21 protein-coding genes are annotated in these 21,676 nt (G+C 63.7%); 17 read left to right on the top strand and 4 right to left on the bottom strand.

Annotated elements, in window-relative coordinates:
* The first annotated feature begins 240 nt into the window (after positions 1 to 240).
* Both FJ942_RS01565 and FJ942_RS01560 read left to right on the top strand, forming a co-directional pair.
* On the top strand, positions 241 to 963 hold the full coding sequence (locus FJ942_RS01565; protein WP_140580709.1) for an XRE family transcriptional regulator: 723 nt from the start codon (positions 241 to 243) through the stop codon (positions 961 to 963).
* A gap of 111 nt (positions 964 to 1,074) precedes the next feature.
* Positions 1,075 to 1,443: an endonuclease domain-containing protein gene (locus FJ942_RS01560; protein WP_140580707.1), complete on the top strand. Its 369-nt coding sequence runs from the start codon at positions 1,075 to 1,077 to the stop codon at positions 1,441 to 1,443.
* Between the two features lie 129 nt (positions 1,444 to 1,572).
* Here FJ942_RS01560 and FJ942_RS01555 read toward each other — a convergent pair whose 3' ends face one another.
* Genes FJ942_RS01555 through FJ942_RS01540 form a run of 4 tightly spaced genes read right to left on the bottom strand, consistent with a single transcriptional unit; the run spans position 1,573 to position 5,355 of the window.
* Positions 1,573 to 2,613 carry a DUF3445 domain-containing protein gene (locus FJ942_RS01555; protein WP_140497883.1) on the bottom strand — a complete coding sequence of 347 codons (1,041 nt, stop codon included), beginning with the start codon at positions 2,611 to 2,613 and terminating at the stop codon, positions 1,573 to 1,575.
* Between the two features lie 9 nt (positions 2,614 to 2,622).
* Complete coding sequence (locus FJ942_RS01550) at positions 2,623 to 3,588, bottom strand: PDR/VanB family oxidoreductase (RefSeq protein WP_140497881.1); 966 nt, start codon at positions 3,586 to 3,588, stop codon at positions 2,623 to 2,625.
* Positions 3,585 to 4,181 (bottom strand): dimethylamine monooxygenase subunit DmmA family protein, encoded by a 597-nt coding sequence (locus FJ942_RS01545; RefSeq protein ID WP_140497879.1) that lies wholly within the window; start codon positions 4,179 to 4,181, stop codon positions 3,585 to 3,587. Before FJ942_RS01545 ends, FJ942_RS01550 begins: the two co-directional genes overlap by 4 nt.
* 40 nt (positions 4,182 to 4,221) lie before the next feature.
* Positions 4,222 to 5,355, bottom strand: coding sequence for an aminomethyltransferase family protein (locus FJ942_RS01540; RefSeq protein ID WP_140497877.1), 1,134 nt, complete (start codon positions 5,353 to 5,355; stop codon positions 4,222 to 4,224).
* 283 nt (positions 5,356 to 5,638) lie between these two features.
* Between FJ942_RS01540 and FJ942_RS01535 the strand changes: the two genes are divergently transcribed.
* The 15 genes from FJ942_RS01535 to FJ942_RS01465 all read left to right on the top strand — a co-directional run bounded on the left by FJ942_RS01535 (position 5,639) and on the right by FJ942_RS01465 (position 21,445).
* Positions 5,639 to 5,920 (top strand): hypothetical protein, encoded by a 282-nt coding sequence (locus tag FJ942_RS01535; protein ID WP_140497875.1) that lies wholly within the window; start codon positions 5,639 to 5,641, stop codon positions 5,918 to 5,920.
* A 13-nt stretch (positions 5,921 to 5,933) separates the two neighbouring features.
* Positions 5,934 to 6,311, top strand: a complete 378-nt coding sequence (locus FJ942_RS01530) for a hypothetical protein (protein WP_140497873.1) — start codon at positions 5,934 to 5,936, stop codon at positions 6,309 to 6,311.
* Positions 6,312 to 6,326: 15 nt separating this feature from the next.
* Entirely contained in the window at positions 6,327 to 6,488 is a 162-nt protein-coding gene (locus FJ942_RS01525) for a hypothetical protein (protein WP_140551131.1), read from the top strand.
* A gap of 14 nt (positions 6,489 to 6,502) precedes the next feature.
* Positions 6,503 to 7,906 carry an amino acid permease gene (locus FJ942_RS01520; protein ID WP_140497869.1) on the top strand — a complete coding sequence of 468 codons (1,404 nt, stop codon included), beginning with the start codon at positions 6,503 to 6,505 and terminating at the stop codon, positions 7,904 to 7,906.
* Between the two features lie 43 nt (positions 7,907 to 7,949).
* Entirely contained in the window at positions 7,950 to 8,639 is a 690-nt protein-coding gene (locus FJ942_RS01515) for a hypothetical protein (protein ID WP_181165153.1), read from the top strand.
* Complete coding sequence (locus tag FJ942_RS01510; protein ID WP_140897124.1) at positions 8,636 to 8,965, top strand: hypothetical protein; 330 nt, start codon at positions 8,636 to 8,638, stop codon at positions 8,963 to 8,965. Before FJ942_RS01515 ends, FJ942_RS01510 begins: the two co-directional genes overlap by 4 nt.
* A gap of 86 nt (positions 8,966 to 9,051) precedes the next feature.
* The gene (locus FJ942_RS01505) at positions 9,052 to 9,948 is read left to right on the top strand and encodes a glutamine amidotransferase family protein (RefSeq protein WP_140497865.1); all 897 of its coding nucleotides are present in this window, start codon (positions 9,052 to 9,054) and stop codon (positions 9,946 to 9,948) included.
* A gap of 4 nt (positions 9,949 to 9,952) precedes the next feature.
* Complete coding sequence (locus FJ942_RS01500; protein ID WP_140551135.1) at positions 9,953 to 10,684, top strand: GXGXG domain-containing protein; 732 nt, start codon at positions 9,953 to 9,955, stop codon at positions 10,682 to 10,684.
* Positions 10,685 to 10,690: 6 nt separating this feature from the next.
* Positions 10,691 to 12,019: an FMN-binding glutamate synthase family protein gene (locus tag FJ942_RS01495; protein ID WP_140514697.1), complete on the top strand. Its 1,329-nt coding sequence runs from the start codon at positions 10,691 to 10,693 to the stop codon at positions 12,017 to 12,019.
* Between the two features lie 63 nt (positions 12,020 to 12,082).
* The gene (gene glnT / locus FJ942_RS01490; protein ID WP_140497861.1) at positions 12,083 to 13,390 is read left to right on the top strand and encodes a type III glutamate--ammonia ligase; all 1,308 of its coding nucleotides are present in this window, start codon (positions 12,083 to 12,085) and stop codon (positions 13,388 to 13,390) included.
* A gap of 35 nt (positions 13,391 to 13,425) precedes the next feature.
* Positions 13,426 to 14,679, top strand: coding sequence for a sarcosine oxidase subunit beta family protein (locus FJ942_RS01485; protein ID WP_140497859.1), 1,254 nt, complete (start codon positions 13,426 to 13,428; stop codon positions 14,677 to 14,679).
* A gap of 10 nt (positions 14,680 to 14,689) precedes the next feature.
* A complete protein-coding gene (locus FJ942_RS01480) occupies positions 14,690 to 14,965 on the top strand; it encodes a sarcosine oxidase subunit delta (RefSeq protein ID WP_140520863.1) in 276 nt (91 codons plus the stop codon).
* Between the two features lie 202 nt (positions 14,966 to 15,167).
* A complete protein-coding gene (locus tag FJ942_RS01475; RefSeq protein WP_140897123.1) occupies positions 15,168 to 18,149 on the top strand; it encodes a sarcosine oxidase subunit alpha in 2,982 nt (993 codons plus the stop codon).
* Complete coding sequence (locus FJ942_RS01470) at positions 18,142 to 18,768, top strand: sarcosine oxidase subunit gamma family protein (protein WP_140897122.1); 627 nt, start codon at positions 18,142 to 18,144, stop codon at positions 18,766 to 18,768. Before FJ942_RS01475 ends, FJ942_RS01470 begins: the two co-directional genes overlap by 8 nt.
* Positions 18,769 to 19,075: 307 nt before the next feature.
* Positions 19,076 to 21,445: an aminomethyltransferase family protein gene (locus tag FJ942_RS01465; protein ID WP_140728116.1), complete on the top strand. Its 2,370-nt coding sequence runs from the start codon at positions 19,076 to 19,078 to the stop codon at positions 21,443 to 21,445.
* Positions 21,446 to 21,676 lie beyond the last annotated feature (231 nt).

Here is a 21,676-nt window from a genome sequence, read left to right as displayed (position 1 = left end):
TTTCCCCTGCGAAACAAATTTCACTGGCAGTGACAGTAATTGGCCCTTCGGCACTGTCAACAGTCATCTGCGGGAGCGGCGTTTGCGCAAGGCGGATTCCTGGCGAAGAACCCGCATTGGCCGAAATCGCGGGATTGGCGCATGCGACATAAGACGGCTTGCCGACGCGGCTGCGCTCATGTATCGCCACCGAACATGTTCACCTTGAGTGAAATAAATCCGCGAAGTCCGGGGGGCGACATGGCGAAAAACGCTTCAAATCCAAAGGCCGGTGCTGGAGCCGGCGGCGCAAAGGCAAAGCCGCTGCCAAAGGTCTCGGTGGACGGGAAGACCATCCGCGCGCCGCTTACCCAGAACCCGCACGCCATCCGCGACACGCGTGAAAAGGTGCTGGAAGTGGCGATCGGCCGCGAGGTGCGCGCGTTCCGCAAGAAGCTCGGCATCACCGTCGCCGATCTGGCGGTCGCCACCGACATTTCGCTGGGCATGCTGTCGAAGATCGAGAACGGCATCACCTCGCCGTCGCTGACCACCTTGCAGGCGCTGTCGCGGGCGCTGGGTGTTCCCGTCACCGCCTTCTTCCGCCGCTTCGAAGAGGAGCGCAGCGCCGTTTTCGTCAAGGCGGGCGAAGGGTTGGACGTCGAGCGCCGCGGCACGCGCGCCGGCCACCAGTACAATCTGCTTGGCCATATCGGCTCAAACACCAGCGGCGTCGTCGTCGAGCCCTATCTGATCACGCTGACCGAGGATTCGGACGTGTTCCCGACCTTCCAGCACGAGGGCATGGAATTCCTTTATATGCTCGAGGGCGAGGTCATTTACCGGCACGGCAGCAATCTCTATCCGATGAAGCCCGGCGACAGCCTGTTCTTCGACGCCGACGCCCCGCACGGACCGGAGCAGCTGACGAAACTGCCCATGCGCTATCTGTCGATTATTTGCTATCCGCAGAGCGCGGGTTAACGGGGCTCGATTTCCTTTTTTACAGCATTGGCGATTGGCGAAAGCCGAAGTGACATCCGATCTCCCCCTTGAGGGGGAGATGTCCGGCAGGACAGAGGGGGGCGAACCGCGATGACGCATAATCTCGTATCCTCCAACAACCGCCGCAATGCGCGCAGGATGCGCAAGGTGATGACCGACGCCGAACTCAAGCTCTGGAATGAGATCAGGGCACGTAGGTTGATGGACTGGGGTTTTCGGCGCCAGATGCCTATCGCCGGCCATATCGTCGATTTTGCATGCCCGGACAAAAAGCTGATCGTCGAGCTTGATGGTTCCCAGCATGGCCAAGCCGAAGCGTTGGAATTGGACGCTGCAAGAACCGCCAAGTTCGAAGCCCTGGGCTGGACCGTCCTGCGCTTCTGGAACGACGATGTTATCCGCGACATCGACAGTGTCTGCCAGCATGTCGTGATTGTGGCCGGGCTGGGCGGCGGGTGAGTTTCGCGGAGCGTTAGAGGTTGGACATTGGGCAAGGCCTGCGCTCCACGGCGCCCCCCTCTGCCCTGCCGGGCATCTCCCCCTCTTGGGGGGAGATTGGCTGCTTGGAGGGCAGCGTCAATACAGCAATCAATCCGGCCCGAATCCCGGGCTCGTCGCACTGCCATCATCCAATTTCGACAGCCACTCGACCAGTGTCGGGCGGTAGCGCGTCAGCCCCTTGTAGGTGGCAAGCTCCTCGGGCAGGTCGCGGACGACGCGGTGCAGGCGGCGCGCCCATTTCGGTTGCGTCACCAGCTCGTCCATCTTGATCAGGTAGCAGCGGATCGGGAAGACGATGGCGTTGGAGCGCGGCAGGCGCCAGAAGCTCTGCAACTCGACGCGCAGATGCACCTTGTCGCCGACATTGTCGGGCGTCACCGTCGCCCGGTCCGGGCCCCATTTGTGATAATTCTCGGGGCTGGTGTCGAGGCGCGGATTGACGGTCATGGTCCAGTTCAGGCGACGCGCCGGCTTGCCCTGCTGGATGTTGATGAGGAACTTCAGCGCCCTGACGAAAATCCCCTTTTCATGTGCCAGCGGTACCGGCGCGTGCCACTCGAAGAAGTTCATGCCGATGTCAAAATCGAGCGACCAGTCGGCCTGGGTGGTGACCATTCCGGCATCCATCCAAAGATTGCCGTCGCGCTGATCGAGGATGCAGAAATCGCCCTGGCTCTGGCGGGTGATGTACTCCATCGGCCCGTAAGGCAGCGTCGTTGTGTCGCCGAAGGTGAAGGTGTCGTCGATGCCGAGCGGCCGGTTGATCCAGCGCCAGCGATCGCCGTCTCGGGTCAGCGTGAAATGCTCGGGATAGCCCAGCGCCTGCTGCTCCATCAGAAGTTCGAGCAGATCCCAGCCGGCGAGCGTCATGTGCGGCAGCGACTGGCAGCGCAACGGATCCTCGGCCAGGACCAGAGCGCGGTCCTGCATCTCGGCGACATAGTGCTCATCGACATCTATCAGGTTTTCCAGCACGCTGCCCTTCGGACCGACGACATGCGGCTCGATGTTGACCGCATACATGTAGCTGTCTTCATGGAACGGAAACGGGAACCGCCTGATGTGCTCAGGGCTGTTCCTGAAGGTGAAGTCGTCGCGAAACGTTTCCTTGCGAAAGGTGATGCCCAAGCTCGCCTCCTATCTTTCCAAGACCAGCGATTTGCCTTCGAAGCGCGACACGCACGGCATGATCTTGCAGCCGGAGCGATGATCTTCCTCGCTCAGCCAATGGTCGTTGTGGATGAACTTGCCGTCGGACGCGATGACGTTGGTTTCGCATTGGCCGCAAACGCCGCCGCGGCAGAGATAGGGCGGATCGACGCCGGCCGCCTCGATCGCCTCGAGCAGGCTCTGCTGCTCGCCGACCCGGATGCTCTTGCCGCTGACGGCCAGCGTCACATCGAAGGGCAATCCCGGTTGCGGCGCCGCGAAATGCTCGAAATGCACGGTCTCCGGTGGCCAGCCAAGCGCGGCGGCGCGCTCGCGCACCCAGCCGATCATGCCTGCCGGACCGCAGACATAGAGATGCGTGCCGAGCGGCTGCGACGACAGCAGCCGGTCGAGGTCTATGCGTTCCCCGCGGTCGTCGTGATAGAGCCGGACCCGGCGGCCGTAGCGCTGTTGCAGCACATCGGCATAGGTGCCGAGCGAAGCCGTGCGGCAGGTGTAGTGCAGTTCGAAATTGCCGCCCTCGCCTGCCAACTGCGCGGTCTGGGCCATGAAGGGCGTGATGCCGATGCCGCCCGCCAGCATCAAATGTTTCTTCGCCCGGAGATCGAGTGAGAACAGATTGACTGGATAGGAGATCACCATCTCCAGGCCGGGCTTGACGCTCCGGTGCATGAAAAGCGAGCCGCCCCGGCCGACATCGTCGCGACGTATCGAGATCGTGTATTCGCGCGTGTCGAGCGGCGAGCCCATCAGCGAATAGGGATTGAGCCTTGTGCGGTCGCCGTCGCGCATCTCGACCACGACATGGGCGCCGCCTGAAAAGGTCGGCAACAGCTCGCCGTCGCGGCGGCGGAAATGAAAGCGGGTGACCAGCTCGTTGACGGGCACAACATCGCTGACGACGACGTCGAGCTTGGTGGTGCCGGTGCTCATCGGAAGACCTCCTCGAACGGAGGAATTTCGCTGCGATCCTCGGCATTGATGCAGACGCCCTGGAACGCCGCCAGCCGCCGCGAATAGTGGTCGCGTACCAGAAGTAGCAGGCCGCAATGCGAGCAGGTGGCGGGTTGCGTCGTTACATTCTCGGTGATGCCCTTGCAATGCACGCACTGCACGCGGCGCGCCAGCGAGCCGCGATGTTCGGTCTGGATCGCGGTGTGGTCGATGCCGGCATCGAGCGCCACCTGCATGGCCTGGCCGATCAGCCCTTCGGTACCGGCGAGATAGAGGCGCAGGCCCATATGCGCGTTATCAAGCGTCTGTTTCAGCCGCGGCAGCAGACTGGCGAAGGACGGCGCCTGGTGGAAGCGCGCCGGTTTCAGCGCTTCGAGAGCGGCGACTTGCCTGTCGTCCGGCCCGGGAATGAAGACGATCTCGGCACCGTCGAAGAACCCGTCCGGAGCCGTTTTGGCCATGTCCGCTATCGCGAGCGCACCCTCGGCATCGGCGATGAAAAGATGGTGCTTGCCGGGCTGCGGAGACAAGGTTCCGTAGACGGGCCGGCTGATGATCGACTTGGCTGCCATTCTCTGCTTCGTGCCTCGAACCCTCGCCTTCGACTATGCCTCAGCCTTTCGCCGTGCGCTTGGTCTTCTTTGGGTCGTCGAACGGCAATGGCTGCGCCGTCGCCTTGATCGATCCGCTCCTGTTGCGGATCTCGAGCCTTGTGTCCTTGACGGCGCAGTCGACGTCGAGGCGGGCGATGCCCATCGATTTCTCGACCAGCGGCGAATACATGGCGCAGGTGACGACGCCGACTTTCTTCCCATCGCGATAGACCGGGGCGCCCTCGTCGGCCGGCTCCTTGCCGTCGAGCAACACGCCATAGATCTTGAAGCGCTCCTTGCCCTTGAGACGGTAGTGCTCCTCGGCGCCGCGAAAGCCGGTCTTTCCCGGGCTGACGGTGAAGTCGAGGCCGAGTTCCCACAGCGTGTCGCCGGGGCCTTCATTCTCGAACGGATATTTCTGCGAATTGTCGTAGGGATAGAACAGGAGATAGCTCTCGACGCGCAGCATGTCGAGCGTAGTGAAGCGGCACGGGATGATACCGGCGCTCTTGCCCTCGTCGAGGATCCTGTCCCAGATCGTGCCGGCATCCTGGCCGCGGCAGAAGATTTCATAGCCGCGCTCGCCGGTATAGCCGGTGCGCGAGATCATCACCGGAAAACCGAAGAGCTGCGTCTGCATGTGATGGAAATAGTTGAGGTCGCGAATGCCCGGCACGTGCCTGGCAAGATAGTCGACCGCCGCCGGCCCCTGCAGCGAGAGGTCGTGCAGATTGTCGTCGAAGCGCAGCGACACGTCCCTGCCCATCGCCGCCCGCTGCAACTCCTCATGTCCGGTTCCCGAGCCATGCACCACCATCCAGCTATTCGGCCCGGTGCGGTAGAGGATGCAGTCGTCGGTGAATTTTCCCGCCTCGTTGAGCATGCAGGCATAGGCCGATTTGCCGGGATAGATTTTTTCGACGTCGCGCGTGGTGGCGAGATCGATGAGGTGCGAGGCGTGCGGGCCTGTGATGTGGACCTTCTTCAGGCCCGAGACATCCATCAGCCCGGCCTTGGTGCGGATAGCAATGTATTCCTCGTCGGCATCCTTGTCGTAGGTCCAGGCGGTGCCCATGCCGCTCCAGTCTTCGAGTTTCGAACCCAGCGCGCGATGGCGATCCGCCAGGGTTGAAAATCTCCAGGATGCCGTCATCCGATCCTCCGTTCGATATTTTGATTATGTTCCCTGCTCCTGTGCGCGCGGGCTGGAGCTTTGAGCGAATATTGATCGCAAACGCGTGGGGCCTGCAATCCCCTGAAAGCAAATAATTTCATTGTCAGGCAAAATTCGTCATCCGAACAAGACGGTTAACTCTGCGTAAATTCGCCTTGACAATTTCCGAATTCGGTCTGAATTTATGAAAAAAATTTCACTCTCTTGAAAGAGAACGGCGGACGGTGGATTCGGAACCGGACGTCGAAAAAGGGGAAAACCGATGTCAGACCTGCAGCAGCGCATCGAGGCGCTGTACCGTTCCGACTTGCGCGGATCCGCGCTCCTGATCATCTGCCTGTGGGCGACGATCCTCTTCGTCCTCTTCATGACATGGCCGCATATCCCGCATGACGGCATCAAGGCCGTCGTCGCGATTGCCGCCGCCGCGGTGCTGATCTTCAACACGGCGGCGATCCTGGCCATGGTCAACCACTACAAGGAGGACAAGGAGTTCATCTACGGGCTCGACATCAAGAACTACGACCGCAACCGCAAATCCTGAGGGGGAGAGAAGCATGTCCCGCTACACGCCGCCGCAACAGAGCAAGGCCGGGCAGGTCTTCGATATCGCCGTCGTCGTGGTCGCCATCTTCGTGGCGCTGTGGCTGCCGCTGAAACTGGGATTGGCGGGAGCAGCCAAGTCCATCGACGCGCTCGACGCCAAGACCTGGGAGGCGCTCGGCCAGAACCCGACCATGGCGTCGATCTGGGAAAGGCTCGGCTATACGCCAGAGACCGCGCACGACATAATCCAGAACCGTTTCCACTACATCATCGACTGGCCGACGCTTGTTGTCATGGCAGCCGTGCTAATCGGTTATTTCGTGTTCCTGTTCCGGGCATCGGACCGCGAATATCGCGACGTCATCAACGAGAAGTTCGACGAGAAATAATCCGGGGACAAGACCATGTGGATAGCGCTCTCTTACGCATGCTGGGGCATCTCGATCGTGCTTGCGCTGTGGATGCTCTACGATTGGTTCAAGGTCGATACGACCTACTCCGAGGATGTGCTGACGTCCTCGCGCGAAGGCGAACTTGAAGCCGCTTCCGAAAAACACCGGATCTGAGTGGGGATTGATCGATGACGGTCGTGGTTGAAACTGCGGGTTCGGCAACAAATGGCGACAGGGTCTCGCTGCTTCGGGTGCTTGGCCCGGCCCATGTCTGGGCGTTGGGTGTGGGCATCGTCCTGGTCGGCGAGTTCACCGGCTGGAATTTCTCCGCCGACAAGGGCGGCGCGCTTGCCGCGCTGATCGTCTGCTGGGTCGTCGGGCTGCTCTATACCTCGGTCGCCATGATCGATTCCGAAGTGACGTCGACGGTCGCCGCCGCGGGCGGCCAATATGCGCAGGCCAAGCACATCGTCGGGCCGCTGATGGCCTTCAACGTCGCGCTGTTCCTGGTCTTTGCCTACACCATGCTCGAAGTGTCGGACGCCATCCTGCTCGGCGACACGATCGTCGCCAAGGCGGGCGTCGAGGGCCTCACCCACAACTCCTTCATCGCTGCCACCATCGTCGTCCTGGCATGGCTCAACTATCGCGGCGTGCTGATGACGCTCAACGTCAACTTCGTCATCACCGCGATTGCCTACATCTCCATCGTCATCCTGTTCTTCTCGGTCAGCCCGTGGACGCAAGGCGCGGTGCTCAAGCTCAACGAGTTGGTCACCCCAGAGAACGCGCTGCCCTATGGCTGGATCGGCGTCATCGCCGCTTTCCAGTTCGGCATCTGGTACTATCTCGGCATCGAGGGCACCACGCAGGCGGCCGAGGAAGTGCGCTCGCCCGCGCGCTCGCTGCCTTATGGCACGATGGCCGGCATGATCACGCTTCTGATCGCCGCCGCCATGACCTGGTATGTCTGCGCCTCGCTGATGCCCTGGGAATATCTCGGCATCACTTATTATCCGCTGTGGGACGCCGGCAAGCTGACCGGCAACCCGCTGCTGGAAAACCTGCTGTTCATCGCCACGCTGCTTGCCGCACTGGCGTCCGCCAATGGCTGCATCAACGACGCGGCGCGCGCCTGGTTCTCGCTCGGCCGCGATCGCTACCTGCCGAGCTGGTTCTCGGCGGTGCACCCGAGATACCGCACACCCTACCGCTCGATCCTGTTCCTGCTGCCGATCGCGCTCGCCTTCGCCTTTATCGCCGACCTCAACCAGGCGATCACCTTCTCGATCCTGTCCGGCGTGCTGCAATATACGTTCATGAGCATCAACATCATGATGTTCCGGAAGAAGTGGCCTCTGGGTTCGATCCGCCGCGGCTACACGCATCCCTTTCACCCGCTGCCGGCGATCGTCTTGTTCTGCCTGTGCGTGGTCACCTTCTTCGCCATCTTCCTCGGCTTCGGCTCGCAGCTCATCGCCATGGTCGCGTTCTATTTCCTGATCTCGCTGTGGTTCCATTTCTACCGCTACAAATTCGTGCGGCGCGGCGACCAGTTCACCATGCCGTGGCCGAAACCGCAGGGCTATTGATGGGAGTAGGCCCGTCCAAATTGGGCGGGCCTGGCATGACGAAATGTCCGAGGTGACGTCAGCACTGCTTGCCGGGGCGGCTGTCCTGGCTCTCGTCCTGCACTTTGCCTGGCTGGCACGCCGCAGCCGCGACAGGGCTGCCGTGGCGCGCGCCGCCGACCAGGCCAGCATCCGCGCCGTCATTGCCGACGCCGAAGATGTCTCGGACGGTACTGCCGGCGTCGTTACGTGGGAAGGCTCGTGGAACGGCCAGCGCGTGCAGTTGCGCACCATCGTCGACACGCTGGCGACGAGAAAGCTGCCGGCGCGCTGGCTCAGCGTATCGATAACGGAGAAAACAGCCGTGCCCGGCACCTTCGACATGATGATGCGGCCGGGCTCGCCGACGACATTCTCCAATTTCGACCATCTCGACCACACGCTGCCGAAGGCGCCCGGCTTTCCCGCCGAGGCGGTGCTTCGAACGGACCGCAGAGGCGTGCGCTTCCCGCAAAACATCATCGCCGACCATCTGGAGCCCTTTTCAGAAGGACGCGCCAAGGAGCTACTGATCACGCCAAAGGGTGTGCGTATCGTCTGGCTGCTGGCCGAAGCCGAGCGGGCCCGCTACGGTGTCTTCCGGCAAGCCGCTTTCGGTGACGCGCAAATCGACCCGGCGCTGATCTCGCGGCTGCTCGTATCCCTTTCGGGACTGCGCGACGCGATCAACAGGAACGAACGGAAAGCGGCATGACCAGCGCAACCCCCTCGCCCGGACCTACCAGCCCATATATCGTCCTGGGCGCGGCAACCCTGCTGCCGGGCAGCGGCCACGTCATGCTGGGCGTTCCCACGCGCGGCCTGCAGTTTCTTTTCTTCATGGTCATCCTGGCCTGGGTGACGGCGAAGATCGCCCCGCCCGACGCCAGCTTTGTCGGCCGCCACGCCGGCGGCTTCCTGATCTATGCGCTGTCGATCCTCGACGCCTACAAGATGGCTCGTATCCGGACCGCCAAATGGGCCCATTCCATGCGCCGACAAGGCGATAGGCCGCCGGATGGGACAAAACACAACGCGTAACGAGAGGAATATTTTTTTCATACCAATTGAATTCCCCGAACTCATTCGATACATCATTTTTAGCTACAAAGGGTCTGGAGGCTGGCATGTGCGGAATCGTTGGACTTTTCCTCAAGGACAAAGCGCTGGAGCCGCAGCTCGGTGCGATGTTGTCGCAGATGCTGGTATCGCTCAGCGATCGCGGACCCGACAGCGCCGGCATCGCGATCTATGGCGCGCCGTCCCGCAACGAGGCCAAGATCACCATCCAGTCGCCGAGGCCGGAGCGTGATTTCCGTGGACTGGACGCCGAACTCACCAAGGCGCTCGGCGTGCCGGTGAGCGTCATGGTAAAATCGACGCATGCCGTCATCAGGACCACGCCCGAAAAGGTCGATGCCGCGCGTGAGACCATCCAGTCGCTCAGGCCCGACATCCGCATCATGGGTGCCGGCGAAGCCGTGGAAATATACAAGGAAGTCGGCTTGCCCGAGGCTGTGGTCGACCGCTTCGACATCCGTGGGATGACCGGAACGCATGGCATCGGGCACACCCGCATGGCGACGGAATCGGCGGTGACGACGATGGGCGCGCATCCGTTCTCGACCGGCGCCGACCAGTGCCTGGTGCACAATGGCTCGCTGTCCAACCACAACAACGTTCGCCGCGAACTGGTCCGCGAAGGCATGAAATTCGAGACCGAGAACGACACCGAAGTGGCGGCCGCCTATCTCTCCTCCCAGATGGCGCATGGCAAGAACCTCGGCGAGGCGCTGGAGGGCACCCTCTCAGATCTCGACGGTTTCTTCACCTTCGTCGTCGGCACCAAGAACGGCTTCGGCGTGGTGCGCGACCCGATCGCCTGCAAGCCCGCCGTGATGGCCGAAACGGACCAGTATGTCGCCTTCGGCTCGGAATATCGCGCGCTGACCAAACTGCCCGGCATAGACAATGCGAGAGTCTGGGAACCGGAACCCGCAACCGTCTATTTCTGGGAGCATTGAGTTCATGCCGGCAACAAAACTTTCAACCGCGGCGGCGAGCGACCATGCCTCCCGGGTGTTCGACCTGGACCAGATGTCGCTGCGCGAGCTCAACCAGGCACTGCACAATCTGACGCCAGGCTCGAACGAGACCGCCTGGGAAGTGTTGAACCCGAAGGGCAGCCATTCGGTCGCCGTCGGCGTCGACCAGCCGGTCAGCATCGATGTGCGCGGCAGCGTCGGCTATTACTGTGGCGGCATGAATTCCGGCAGTGCCATCACCGTGCATGGTTCGGCGGGACCCGGCGTCGGCGAAAACATGATGTCGGGGTCGATAACAGTCAAAGGCGACGCCAGCCAGTATGCCGGCGCCACCGGCAAGGGCGGGCTGCTCGTCATCGAGGGCAATGCGTCCTCGCGGTGCGGCATTTCGATGAAAGGCATCGACATCGTCGTGCACGGCAATATCGGCCATATGTCGGCCTTCATGGCACAGTCCGGCAATCTGGTGGTGCTGGGCGATGCCGGCGACGCGCTCGGCGATTCCATCTACGAGGCACGGCTATTCGTGCGCGGCAAGGTCGACAGTTTGGGCGCCGACTGCATCGCCAAGGAAATGCGGCCCGAACACCTCGAACTCCTGCAAGGCCTGCTCGATCGTGCCGGCGTCACCGGCGTCAAGCCGTCGGAGTTCAAGCGCTACGGCTCGGCGCGCACGCTCTACAATTTCAATATCGACAACGCCGACGCGTATTGAGGCAGCATGACCTATCGCAACCCGCCGACGACGCCGCGCAAATCCGCGACTTTCGACGACTACACGCTTTCCGAGATCCGCCGCGCCGCGGCCACCGGCATCTATGACATCCGGGGCGCCGGCGCCAAGCGCAAGCTGCCGCATTTCGACGACCTTCTGTTCCTGGGCGCATCGATCTCGCGCTATCCGCTCGAAGGCTATCGCGAGCGCTGCGACACATCAGTCGTGTTGGGCTCACGCCATGCCAAGAAGCCGATCGAGCTGAAAATCCCGATCACCGTTGCTGGCATGAGCTTCGGCTCGCTGTCGGGCCCGGCCAAGGAAGCGCTCGGGCGCGGCGCGACGCTGTCGGGCACCTCGACCACGACCGGCGACGGCGGCATGACCGAGGAAGAGCGCGGCCATTCCAAGCAACTCGTCTACCAATATCTCCCCTCGCGCTATGGCATGAATCTGCGCGACCTGCGGCGCGCCGATGCCATCGAGGTCGTCGTCGGCCAGGGCGCCAAGCCCGGCGGCGGCGGCATGCTGCTCGGACAGAAGATCTCCGATCGCGTCGCCGAGATGCGCACGCTGCCCAAGGGCATCGACCAGCGCTCGGCCTCGCGCCATCCCGACTGGACCGGGCCGGACGATCTCGAGATCAAGATTCTCGAACTGCGCGAAATCACCGACTGGGAGAAGCCGATTTACGTCAAGGTCGGCGGCGCCCGCCCCTACTACGACACAGCGCTTGCGGTGAAGGCCGGCGCCGACGTCGTCGTCGTCGACGGCATGCAGGGCGGCACGGCGGCGACGCAGGAAGTGTTCATCGAGAATGTCGGCCAGCCGACGCTCGCTTGCATCAGGCCGGCGGTGCAGGCGCTGCAGGATCTCGGCATGCATCGCAAGGTGCAGTTGATCGTCTCGGGCGGCATCCGCAACGGCGCCGATGTCGCCAAGGCGCTGGCGCTCGGCGTCGACGCGGTCTCCATCGGCACGGCTGCCCTTGTCGCGCTCGGCGACAACGATCCCCGCTGGGAGGCGGAGTACAACGAGCTCGGCACCACATCAGGCGCCTATGACGACTGGCACGAGGGCCGCGACCCGGCCGGCATCACCACGCAGGATCCCGAACTGATGAAGCGGGTCGATCCGGTGGCCGCCGGCCGCCGGCTGGCGAACTATCTCAAGGTGATGACGCTGGAGGCGCAGACCATCGCCCGCGCTTGCGGCAAGAACAGCCTGCACAATCTCGAACCCGAGGATCTCGTCGCGCTCACGATCGAGGCCGCCGCGATGGCCGGCGTGCCGCTGGCCGGCACCAACTGGATACCGGGGAAGAACGGCTTCTGATCAACAAAGGGCCGAAGGCCATATGCTCTAGGGCCAACAATCGACAAAAAATGGGGAACTTCCGTGACAGTTGATCTTGCAGAGTTCGCAAGGGCGAAAAACGTCAAATATTTCATGATCTCCTACACCGACCTGTTCAGCGGGCAACGCGCCAAGCTGGTGCCGGCGCAGGCGATATCAGATATGCAGAAGGATGGCGCCGGCTTCGCCGGTTTCGCTACCTCGCTTGACCTCACGCCGGCACATCCCGACATGCTGGCGGTGCCGGATCCGAATTCGGTTATCCAGCTGCCCTGGAAGCCTGACGTCGCCTGGGTCGCCGCCAACTGCATCATGGACGACAAGGAGGTCGACCAGGCACCGCGCAACACGCTTAAGCGACTGATCGCGGAAGCCGCTAACGACGGCATGCATGTCAAGACCGGCGTCGAGGCGGAATTCTTCCTGATCTCGCCCGACGGCAAAACGATCTCCGACGAATATGATACGGCGGCGAAACCATGCTACGACCAGCAAGCGTTGATGCGCCGCTACGACGTCATCGCCGAGATCTGCGACCACATGCTGGCGCTCGGCTGGGGCGCCTACCAGAACGACCACGAGGATGCCAACGGCCAGTTCGAGATGAACTGGGCCTTCGACGATGCGCTGGCGACCGCCGATAAGCATTCTTTCTTCAAGTTCATGGTCAAGTCGATCGCGGAAAAGCACGGCCTGCGCGCCACCTTCATGCCCAAGCCCTTCCAGGGACTGACCGGCAATGGCTGCCATGCGCACATCTCGGTGTGGGACAAAACAGGCAAGACCAATGTCTTTGCCGACAATTCGATGGAGCTCGGCCTGTCGGCCAAGGGCAAGAACTTTCTTGGCGGCATCATGAAACATGCCTCGGCTCTCGCCGCCATCACCAACCCGACGGTCAACTCCTACAAGCGCATCAACGCCCCGCGCACCATTTCAGGCGCCACCTGGGCGCCAAACACGGTGACCTGGACCGGCAACAACCGCACCCACATGGTGCGCGTGCCCGGCCCCGGCCGTTTCGAGCTGCGGCTGCCTGATGGCGCGGCCAACCCTTATCTGCTGCAAGCCGTCATCATCGCCGCCGGCCTCGACGGCATCCGCTCCAAGGCCGACCCCGGCAGGCGCTACGACATCGATATGTACCAGCACGGTCACACGGTGGAGGGCGCGCCGAAATTGCCGCTCAACCTGCTCGACGCGTTGCGCGAATTCGACAATGACAAATCGCTCAAGACGGCGCTGGGTGAGGAATTCTCGTCGGCTTATCTAAAGCTGAAGCACCAGGAATGGAATTCCTATGCTTCGCACTTCACGCAATGGGAGCGCGACCACACGCTGGACATCTGACCGGCGCAGCGTGCGAGCGACCTCGGAATGAACGTATGAAATATTCGATCTTCTCGCTCGCCCGCGCCGCCTTCTCCGGCCACAAGAACTGGCAGCGCACCTGGCGCGACGCCAGCCCGAAGGACCGCTACGACGTGGTGATCATCGGCGGCGGCGGCCATGGCCTGGCCACCGCCTGGTTCCTCGCCAGCGAGTACGGCATCAGGAATGTCGCCGTGCTTGAAAAGGGCTGGATCGGCTCCGGCAATGCCGGCCGTAACACCACCATCATCCGTTCCAATTACGGCCTGCCCGGCAACACCGGCTTCTACGAATTATCGATGAAGCTGTGGGAGCGGATGGAGCAGGACCTCAACTACAACACGATGGTCAGCCAGCGCGGCGTCATAAACCTCTATCACTCCGACGCGCAGCGCGACGCCTATGCGCGGCGCGGCAACACGATGCGCATCAACGGCATCGATGCCGAATTGCTCGACCTTGCCGCGGTCAAGAAGATGATGCCGTTCCTGAATTTCGACAATGCGCGCTTTCCCGTGCAAGGCGGGCTCTTGCAGCGGCGCGGCGGCACGGCGCGGCACGACGCGGTGGTCTGGGGCTACGCCCATGCGGCGAGCGCGCTCGGCGTCGACATCATCCAGAATTGCGAAGTGACGGGCTTCGTGCGCGACGCCAACGGCAAGGTGACCGGCGTCGAGACCTCGCGCGGCAAGATCGGCGCCGGGAAAGTCGGCATGGCCGTCGCGGGCTCCTCCTCGCGCGTCGCCGCGATGGCGGGCCTGCGCCTGCCGATCGAAAGCCATGTGCTGCAGGCCTTCGTCTCCGAGGCGATCAAGCCGCTCATCCCCAATGTGATGACGTTCGGCGCCGGCCATTTCTACGTCAGCCAGTCGGACAAGGGTGGCCTGGTCTTCGGCGGCGACATAGACGGCTACAATTCCTACGCCCAGCGCGGCAACCTGCCTGTGATGGAAGACGTCTGCGAAGGCGGCATGGCGCTGATGCCGATGATCGGCCGTGTGCGCCTGCTGCGCCAGTGGGGCGGCATCATGGACATGTCGATGGACGGCTCGCCGATCATCGACAAGACGCCGGTCGACGGGCTCTACCTCAATGCCGGCTGGTGCTATGGCGGCTTCAAGGCGACGCCGGGCTCAGGCCTCGTCTTTGCCCACCTGCTGGCCCGCGACCAGTCCCACAAGGAGGCCGCCCGCTTTCGCCTCGACCGGTTCCGGTCTGGTGCGATGATAGACGAAAAGGGCCAGGGCGCCCAACCGAACCTGCACTGAAGGCCCTGCCATGCGCATCACCTGTCCCTTCTGCGGCGAACGCGACCTCGGCGAGTTCACCTATCTCGGCGACGCCAAGCCGATGCGTCCGGAGGCTGGCGCTTCGGAGGACGACGTCTTCGACTACGTTTACCTGCGCGACAATGTCGCCGGCGTGATGGACGAGAATTGGTACCACGGCGGCGGCTGCCGAGCGTGGCTGAAGGTCACCCGCAACACGCTGACGCACGAAATTTCGGCCGTGGAGCCGGCGGCGGGCGCCGGGGCGAGGCAGGTTGCGAAATGAATTTTTCTGTCCAGCTCAGCGCCGCGGTGAAGGCCGGTACGTCTTTACCTCCCCCTTGTGGGGAGGTCGGACCGCAAGTCTGGGTGGGGGTCGGCGCCGCCCCCCCACCCCGCTGCTTCGCAGCGACCCTCCCCACCAGGGGGAGGGTAAGAAGCGGCAGGGCGATGAGGGGCAGCGCGACGCCAGTGCATGGGGCTGCATCGTGATTTCCTCCCAGTCCAATCGTCTCTCCACTGGCGGCCTCGTCGATCGTTCGTCACCGCTGAGCTTCCGCTTCGATGGCAAGACGTTCTTCGGCTTCGAGGGCGACACGCTGGCGTCGGCGCTGATCGCCAACGGCGTCAAGCTGGTCGGCCGCTCGTTCAAATACCACCGTCCGCGCGGCATTCTGACCGCCGGCTCGGAAGAGCCCAACGCGCTGGTCGAACTGCGCACCGGCGCACGCCGCGAGCCGAACACCAAGGCCACGACCGCCGAGCTCTATGAAGGGCTCGAGGCCGCCAGCCAGAACCGCTGGCCGTCGCTCCATTTCGACGTGATGTCGGTCAACCAGCTCTTCGCGCCGATCTTCGTCGCCGGCTTCTACTACAAGACCTTCATGTGGCCGGCCAAATTCTGGGAGGCGATCTACGAGCCGGCGATCCGCCGCGCCGCAGGCCTCGGCCGCGCCGCCGGCGTTGCCGATCCCGACCACTATGACAAGGCCTGGGCGCATTGCGACGTGCTGATCGCCGGCTCCGGCCCGACCGGGCTTGCGGCGGCCCTTGCCGCCGGCCGCTCCGGCGCCCGCGTCATCCTGTGCGAAGAGGATTTTATTCCCGGCGGCCGCCTGCTCTCGGATGGCGGCACGATCGACGGGCTGCCGGCAGCCGAGTGGCTGTCGCGAACCCTGGCGGAACTCGAGGCAATGCCCGATGTCCGCATCATGACCCGCACGACGCTGTTCGGCGTCTACGATGGCGGCACCTATGGCGCGATCGAGCGGGTCAACGACCATCTGCCCTCGCCGCCCGAGCACCAGGTGCGCCAGCGCATGTGGCGCATCGTGGCCAGGCGTTGCGTCGTCGCGGCCGGCGCCCTCGAGCGGCCGGTCGTCTTTGCCGGCAACGATACGCCCGGCGTGATGATGGCTTCGGCCATGCGGACCTATGTCGCGCGCTATGCCGCCGCGCCGGCAAAACGCATCGCGCTGTTCACCAACAATGAGGATGGCTGGCGCACGGTCGAGACAGTACTCGGCGCAGGCTTGCAGATTGCGGCGGTCATCGACGCACGGCCTGACGTCTCGCCCGCCCATCGTTCGCTCGCCTCGAAGAGCGGCTTCCCGGTGCTGCATGGCGCCGTCAGCCGTGCGGACGGCGGCAAGGACGGTGTGAGGAAAATCTCCGTCTCTCTCACCGGCGGCGCGCGAGCCGAAGTGGAAGCGGACGGGCTTGCCGTCTCCGGCGGCTGGAACCCGGCGGTCGGGCTCACCTCCTATCATCGCGGCCGGCCGAAATGGCGCGACGACATCGCCGCCTTCGTGCCCGACGGAGCGCCTCCCGGCATGGTCGCCGCCGGTGCAGCCAATGGCTCGTTCGGTCTCGGCGCCTGCCTGGCGGGAGGGTTTGCAGCAGGCGCGGCGGCCGCGCTCGACGCCGGGCGCAGCGGCAAGGCCGGCACAGCGCCGATCGCCGATGACGAGGCGTTCTCGTTGACGCCGCTCTGGCATGTCGCCGGCAAGGGCAAGGCGTTCGTCGACCAGCAGCACGATGTCACTGCTTCCGACATCGAACTAGCGCAGCGCGAGGGCTTCGAGTCGGTCGAGCATCTGAAGCGCTACACCACGCTCGGCATGGCGACCGACCAGGGCAAGACCTCCAATGTCGCCGGCCTTGCCATCATGGCCGCGGTGTCGGGCAAGTCCATTCCCGAAACCGGCACCACGATCTACCGCCCGCCCTATGTGCCGGTCGCGATCGGCGCCTTTGCCGGCCATCACCGCGACGAGACTTTCCACGCCACAAGGCTGACGCCTTCGCATCACTGGGCCGTCGAACAGGGTGCCGTCTTCGTCGACACCGGCCTGTGGAAGCGCGCGCAATGGTATCCGCGCACGGGCGAGAAGGACTGGCTGGAATCCGTCACACGCGAGGTCAAGGCGGTGCGTTCCGGCGTCGGCTTCTGCGATGTCTCGACGCTCGGCAAGATCGACGTGCACGGCCCCGATGCCGGCGCCTTCCTCGACCGCGTCTACATCAACACCTTCTCCAGCCTCGCCGTCGGCAAGGCGCGCTACGGGCTGATGCTGCGCGAAGACGGGTTCGTCTACGACGACGGCACGACCTCGCGGCTGGCCGAGGATCATTATTTCCTCACCACCACCACCGCCAAGGCCGGACTGGTGATGCAGCATCTCGAATTCTGCCGGCAGGTGCTGTTTCCCGAATTGGACGTGCAACTGACCTCGGTCTCCGACCAGTGGGCGCAATTCTCGATCGCCGGGCCGAAGACCCGAGATCTGCTGAAGGAGATCGTCGACCCGACAGAGGATCTGTCGAACGAGGGCTTCCCGTTCATGGGCGCGCGCGAAGTTGCGTTGCGCGGTGGCATCAAGGCACGGCTGTTTCGCATTTCCTTCTCCGGCGAAATGGCGTTCGAAATTTCGGTGCCGGCGCGCTATGGCGAGGCGCTCGTGCGCAATCTGATGCTGGCCGGCAAGCCGTTCGGCGTGACGCCATACGGCACCGAGGCTCTTGGCGTCATGCGCATCGAAAAGGGCCATGTCGCCGGACCGGAACTGAACGGCACGACCACGGCCGCCGCCCTCGGCCTGGGCAAGATGATGTCGACCAAGAAGGATTTTGTGGGCCGCGTCATGGCCGGGCGCGAGGCGCTGGTCGCGCCGGACCGGCAGGTCGTCGTCGGCATCAAGCCGACCGACAAGGCGCGGCGGCTGCGCTCCGGCGCGCACATCGTTCCGAAGGGCCAGACGCCCGGACCTGATAACGACCAGGGCTATGTCACCTCAGTCTGCTTCTCGCCGACATCGGATCAATGGATCGGGCTTGCTCTCGTGGAACGTGGTCGCGAGCGTATCGGCGAGACCGTGCGCGCGCACGATCCGCTGCGCGCAGAGGAGTATGATGTCGAACTGTGCAATCCCGTCTTCTACGACCCGGATGGAGGGCGCCAGCGTGGCTGAATTTACCTGGGATGCGCGCAGCCCTCTCGACCGCACGCTGGTCGTCGGTCCGCATGGCGCGCAGGGCGATACCGGCGTTTCGCTGACCGAGATCCGCAATTTCGACCTCGTGCAAGTGATGGCACGCCGCGGCAAGGCGGGTGACCTGGCCAGGGCTGCGACGGCGTGTTTCGGCATTGCCGGTCCGGATGCGCCCAAGGCGGCGCGGATTGCGGATGCCACGCTGATCTGGTCCGGGCCGGATCAGTTTTTCGTGCTGTCGAAGAGTGGCAAGCACGGGATGAAGGCGCTTGCTCCTCTGCTTGCCGGATCGGCTTCGCTATCCGACCAGTCGCATGCGCGGGCGCTGATCAGCATCTCCGGTGACAAGGCGCGGGCGATGTTGGCCAAGCTGTCATCGATCGATCTGCATGCCGGTGTGTTCGCGGTCGGCTCTGCCGCCGCAACCTCGATGGATCACACCAGCGTCTCGCTCTGGCGTGGGAATGATCGGGCGGACGGACGGCCGGTGTTCAACGCTCTGGTCTTCGCGACCTTTGCCGAGAGCCTGTGGCACACGATGCTCGATGCGGCGGCGGAATATGGTGTGGATATCAGCCATTCCGAGGAAGTGACGTAGCCTTGCGCACGCCCTTCCCTTCTCCCCTTGTAGGAGAAGGTGGCCTCGCGGAGCGAGGTCGGATGAGTGGTGCTCCAGCTTGGCAATGACGGCACGCCGTCACCCACCCCCTCAACCGTCTCGGCGCTGGGCACTGATCCACCGCCCTGGGGCGAGCCACGGATCTCGTCCCGTCCTTCGGACCCCACAAGGGGAGAAGGAAGAACCTGCCCCACCACCGCCTTGCCAAACCCACCCGCACTGCTATTCTTGCTGCTAAAATAATTTCACACACAGGCAAACTTGTTTCTCGAACCGCAAGGCTGAGATGAGCCAGTCGCCCTACCCTGCCGTCGCATCCGGGCCACCCCGGCCGAGCCTGATCCTGCGGCCCGGCCAGATCGCGCTGCCGCCGGGCATGGAGCGCTATACGGTCCAAGGCAATGGTGCGGTGCTGATCGAGGTCGAGGCCGGCGACACGATCACGGTGCGCAATGTCGAGGGCGGCCAGGCTTGCGAACTGCTGGCGTGGGATGGCACCGGTGCGACCGATCCCTCCATCCTCGGGGAAAACTCCAACAGCAATGCCGCCGGCATCAAGGCGCTGCTTGCCGAGGGCGATGACAGCCTCGCGTCCCTGCGGCGCGGGCTCGCACGCCGGCAGGTGCGGCTCGACCAGGCCAAGGCGGTGCGCGTGTTCGGCGGCGCCACGCCGGCCGGCACCGAACAAGCTTTCACCGTCGTGCGCGACGGCTCGGTGGTGATTGCCGCGCCCGGCGGGCCGATGCTGGTCGACGGCCATGATACGGCGACGCCGCTTACCGTGATCGTGCGGCGTGCCACCATCCGTCCGGCGGCGAAGTCGCTATTGGCCGACCCGCTCGCCGATCCGGTGCTCGATTTGCGCGTCCATTCGGCGACGGCGGAATCCTACTTCGTCAAAGCCGGCGACTATCTGCAGATCATCGACGTCGACGGGCGCCAATGCACCGACTTCCAGTGCTTTTCGGCGCGCAAGCTGGACAAGGGGCTCGACCATCCGCTCGATGTGACGACGACACGCACGCTGATGGGCGCGAGCTATCCGATGCCGGGGCTGCACTCGAAATATTACGACCAGGACATGGAGCCGCTGGTCGAAGTGGTGCAGGACACATGCGGCCGGCACGACGCCTTCGCGCTCGCATGCGCCGCCAAATATTACGATGACATCGGCTATCCCGGCCATGCCAACTGCTCGGAGAACTTCAACCGCGCGCTGTCGGACAAGGGCGTCACACCACGCGCCGGCTGGATGGCTATCAACTTCTTCTTCAACACGGCGATCGACGCGCATGGCATCATGGTCTCCGACGAGCCATGGTCGCGGCCCGGCGACTATGTGCTGCTGCGGGCCCTGACCGACATCGTCTGCGTGTCCTCCGCCTGCCCCGACGATACGACGCCGGCCAATGGCTGGGACCTGACCGACATCCATGTGCGCACCTATTCCGGCCAGCACAAATTCTCGCGTGCGATCGCCAGACGCATGACGCCCGATTCGGAACCGAAAATGACCCGCGAGACCTCCTTTCATTCGAGCTTTGCCAAGCACACCCGCGACTTCGTCGAGTACAGGGGCTATTGGCTGGCCAATTCCTTCGCCAGGGAAGGCGCGATCGCCGAGTACTGGGCCTGCCGGCAGGACGCCGTGATCATGGACCTGTCGCCGCTGCGCAAATTCGAGGTCACCGGCCCGGATTCCGAAGCGCTGCTGCAATATACGCTGACCCGCGACGTCAAGAAGCTCGGCGTGGGCCAGGTCGTCTATTCCGCCATGTGCTACGAGCATGGTGGCATGATCGACGATGGCACGCTGCTCAGGCTCGGCAAGGACAATTTCCGCTGGGTCGGCGGCGACGATCTGTCCGGCGAATGGCTGCGCGAGACGGCGACAAAGCTCGGCCTCAACGTGCTGGTGCGCTCGTCCACCGACCAGATGCACAATATCGCCGTGCAGGGGCCGAAGAGCCGCGACATCCTGAGGAAGGTGATCTGGACCTCGCCGCTGCAGCCGTCGATCGAGGAACTGGAATGGTTCCGCTTCGCCGTCGCGCGCATCGGCGGCGGCAATGGCGTTCCGGTCGTCGTCTCGCGCACCGGCTATACCGGTGAACTCGGCTACGAGATCTGGTGTCATCCGCGCGACGCCGAAAAGGTCTTCGACGCGATCTGGGCCGCCGGCCAGCCGCATGGATTGAAGCCGATGGGCCTGCAGGCGCTGGACATGGTGCGCATCGAGGCCGGGCTGATCTTCGCCGGTTACGAGTTCTCCGACCAGACCGACCCGTTCGAGGCCGGCATCGGCTTCACCGTGCCGCTGAAGTCCAAGACCGACGACTTCATCGGCCGCGAGGCGCTGATCCGGCGCAAGGAGAACCCGCAGAACAAACTGGTCGGGCTCGACATCGATGCCAACGTCGCGGTCGGCCATGGCGATTGCGTGCATGTCGGCCGCGCCCAGATCGGGGTCGTCACGTCGGGCATGCGCTCGCCGGTGCTGAACAAGACCATCGCGCTGGCGCGGCTCGATGTCACCCACGCCGCCATCGGCGCGCGAGTTGAAATCGGCAAGCTCGACGGCCACGCCAAGCGGCTGCCGGCGCGAGTCGTGGCCTTCGCCCATTACGATCCGCAGAAGACCAGGCCGCGTTCCTGACCGCGGCCTTCCGGGCATACGGGATTGCCCGTCGGCGGCGCCGCAGGGCACATTTGTGCGCCCGCCCGCAAGCGTGATGTGCACGGCGCGACAAAACGCTTGACGTGAAAGCGCGCCGGATCAATCTTCACTCCTAAGAAAAAAATACGACTGAGTGGAAACACTGAAGTCGCGGCGATATTGGCCGGGGAGCAAGCTTCGCACAGCCGAGGCGTCGCCGGCGGGGAACAT

The sequence above is a fragment of the Mesorhizobium sp. B2-4-2 genome (assembly GCF_006442845.1).
Lineage (GTDB): Bacteria > Pseudomonadota > Alphaproteobacteria > Rhizobiales > Rhizobiaceae > Mesorhizobium.
Note: the sequence above shows the minus strand (reverse complement) of the source record. Positions and strands in the feature narration are given on the sequence as shown.

Bases quoted from the DNA above. Each gene is read 5' to 3' on its own strand.
- FJ942_RS01565 (WP_140580709.1), top strand. From the start codon at position 241: ATGGCGAAAAACGCTTCAAATCCAAAGGCCGGTGCTGGAGCCGGCGGC.
- FJ942_RS01560 (WP_140580707.1), top strand. From the start codon at position 1,075: ATGACGCATAATCTCGTATCCTCCAACAACCGCCGCAATGCGCGCAGG.
- FJ942_RS01550 (WP_140497881.1), bottom strand. From the start codon at position 3,588: ATGAGCACCGGCACCACCAAGCTCGACGTCGTCGTCAGCGATGTTGTG.
- FJ942_RS01545 (WP_140497879.1), bottom strand. From the start codon at position 4,181: ATGGCAGCCAAGTCGATCATCAGCCGGCCCGTCTACGGAACCTTGTCT.
- FJ942_RS01540 (WP_140497877.1), bottom strand. From the start codon at position 5,355: ATGACGGCATCCTGGAGATTTTCAACCCTGGCGGATCGCCATCGCGCG.
- FJ942_RS01535 (WP_140497875.1), top strand. From the start codon at position 5,639: ATGTCAGACCTGCAGCAGCGCATCGAGGCGCTGTACCGTTCCGACTTG.
- FJ942_RS01530 (WP_140497873.1), top strand. From the start codon at position 5,934: ATGTCCCGCTACACGCCGCCGCAACAGAGCAAGGCCGGGCAGGTCTTC.
- FJ942_RS01525 (WP_140551131.1), top strand. From the start codon at position 6,327: ATGTGGATAGCGCTCTCTTACGCATGCTGGGGCATCTCGATCGTGCTT.
- FJ942_RS01520 (WP_140497869.1), top strand. From the start codon at position 6,503: ATGACGGTCGTGGTTGAAACTGCGGGTTCGGCAACAAATGGCGACAGG.
- FJ942_RS01515 (WP_181165153.1), top strand. From the start codon at position 7,950: ATGTCCGAGGTGACGTCAGCACTGCTTGCCGGGGCGGCTGTCCTGGCT.
- FJ942_RS01510 (WP_140897124.1), top strand. From the start codon at position 8,636: ATGACCAGCGCAACCCCCTCGCCCGGACCTACCAGCCCATATATCGTC.
- FJ942_RS01505 (WP_140497865.1), top strand. From the start codon at position 9,052: ATGTGCGGAATCGTTGGACTTTTCCTCAAGGACAAAGCGCTGGAGCCG.
- FJ942_RS01500 (WP_140551135.1), top strand. From the start codon at position 9,953: ATGCCGGCAACAAAACTTTCAACCGCGGCGGCGAGCGACCATGCCTCC.
- FJ942_RS01495 (WP_140514697.1), top strand. From the start codon at position 10,691: ATGACCTATCGCAACCCGCCGACGACGCCGCGCAAATCCGCGACTTTC.
- FJ942_RS01485 (WP_140497859.1), top strand. From the start codon at position 13,426: ATGAAATATTCGATCTTCTCGCTCGCCCGCGCCGCCTTCTCCGGCCAC.
- FJ942_RS01480 (WP_140520863.1), top strand. From the start codon at position 14,690: ATGCGCATCACCTGTCCCTTCTGCGGCGAACGCGACCTCGGCGAGTTC.
- FJ942_RS01465 (WP_140728116.1), top strand. From the start codon at position 19,076: ATGAGCCAGTCGCCCTACCCTGCCGTCGCATCCGGGCCACCCCGGCCG.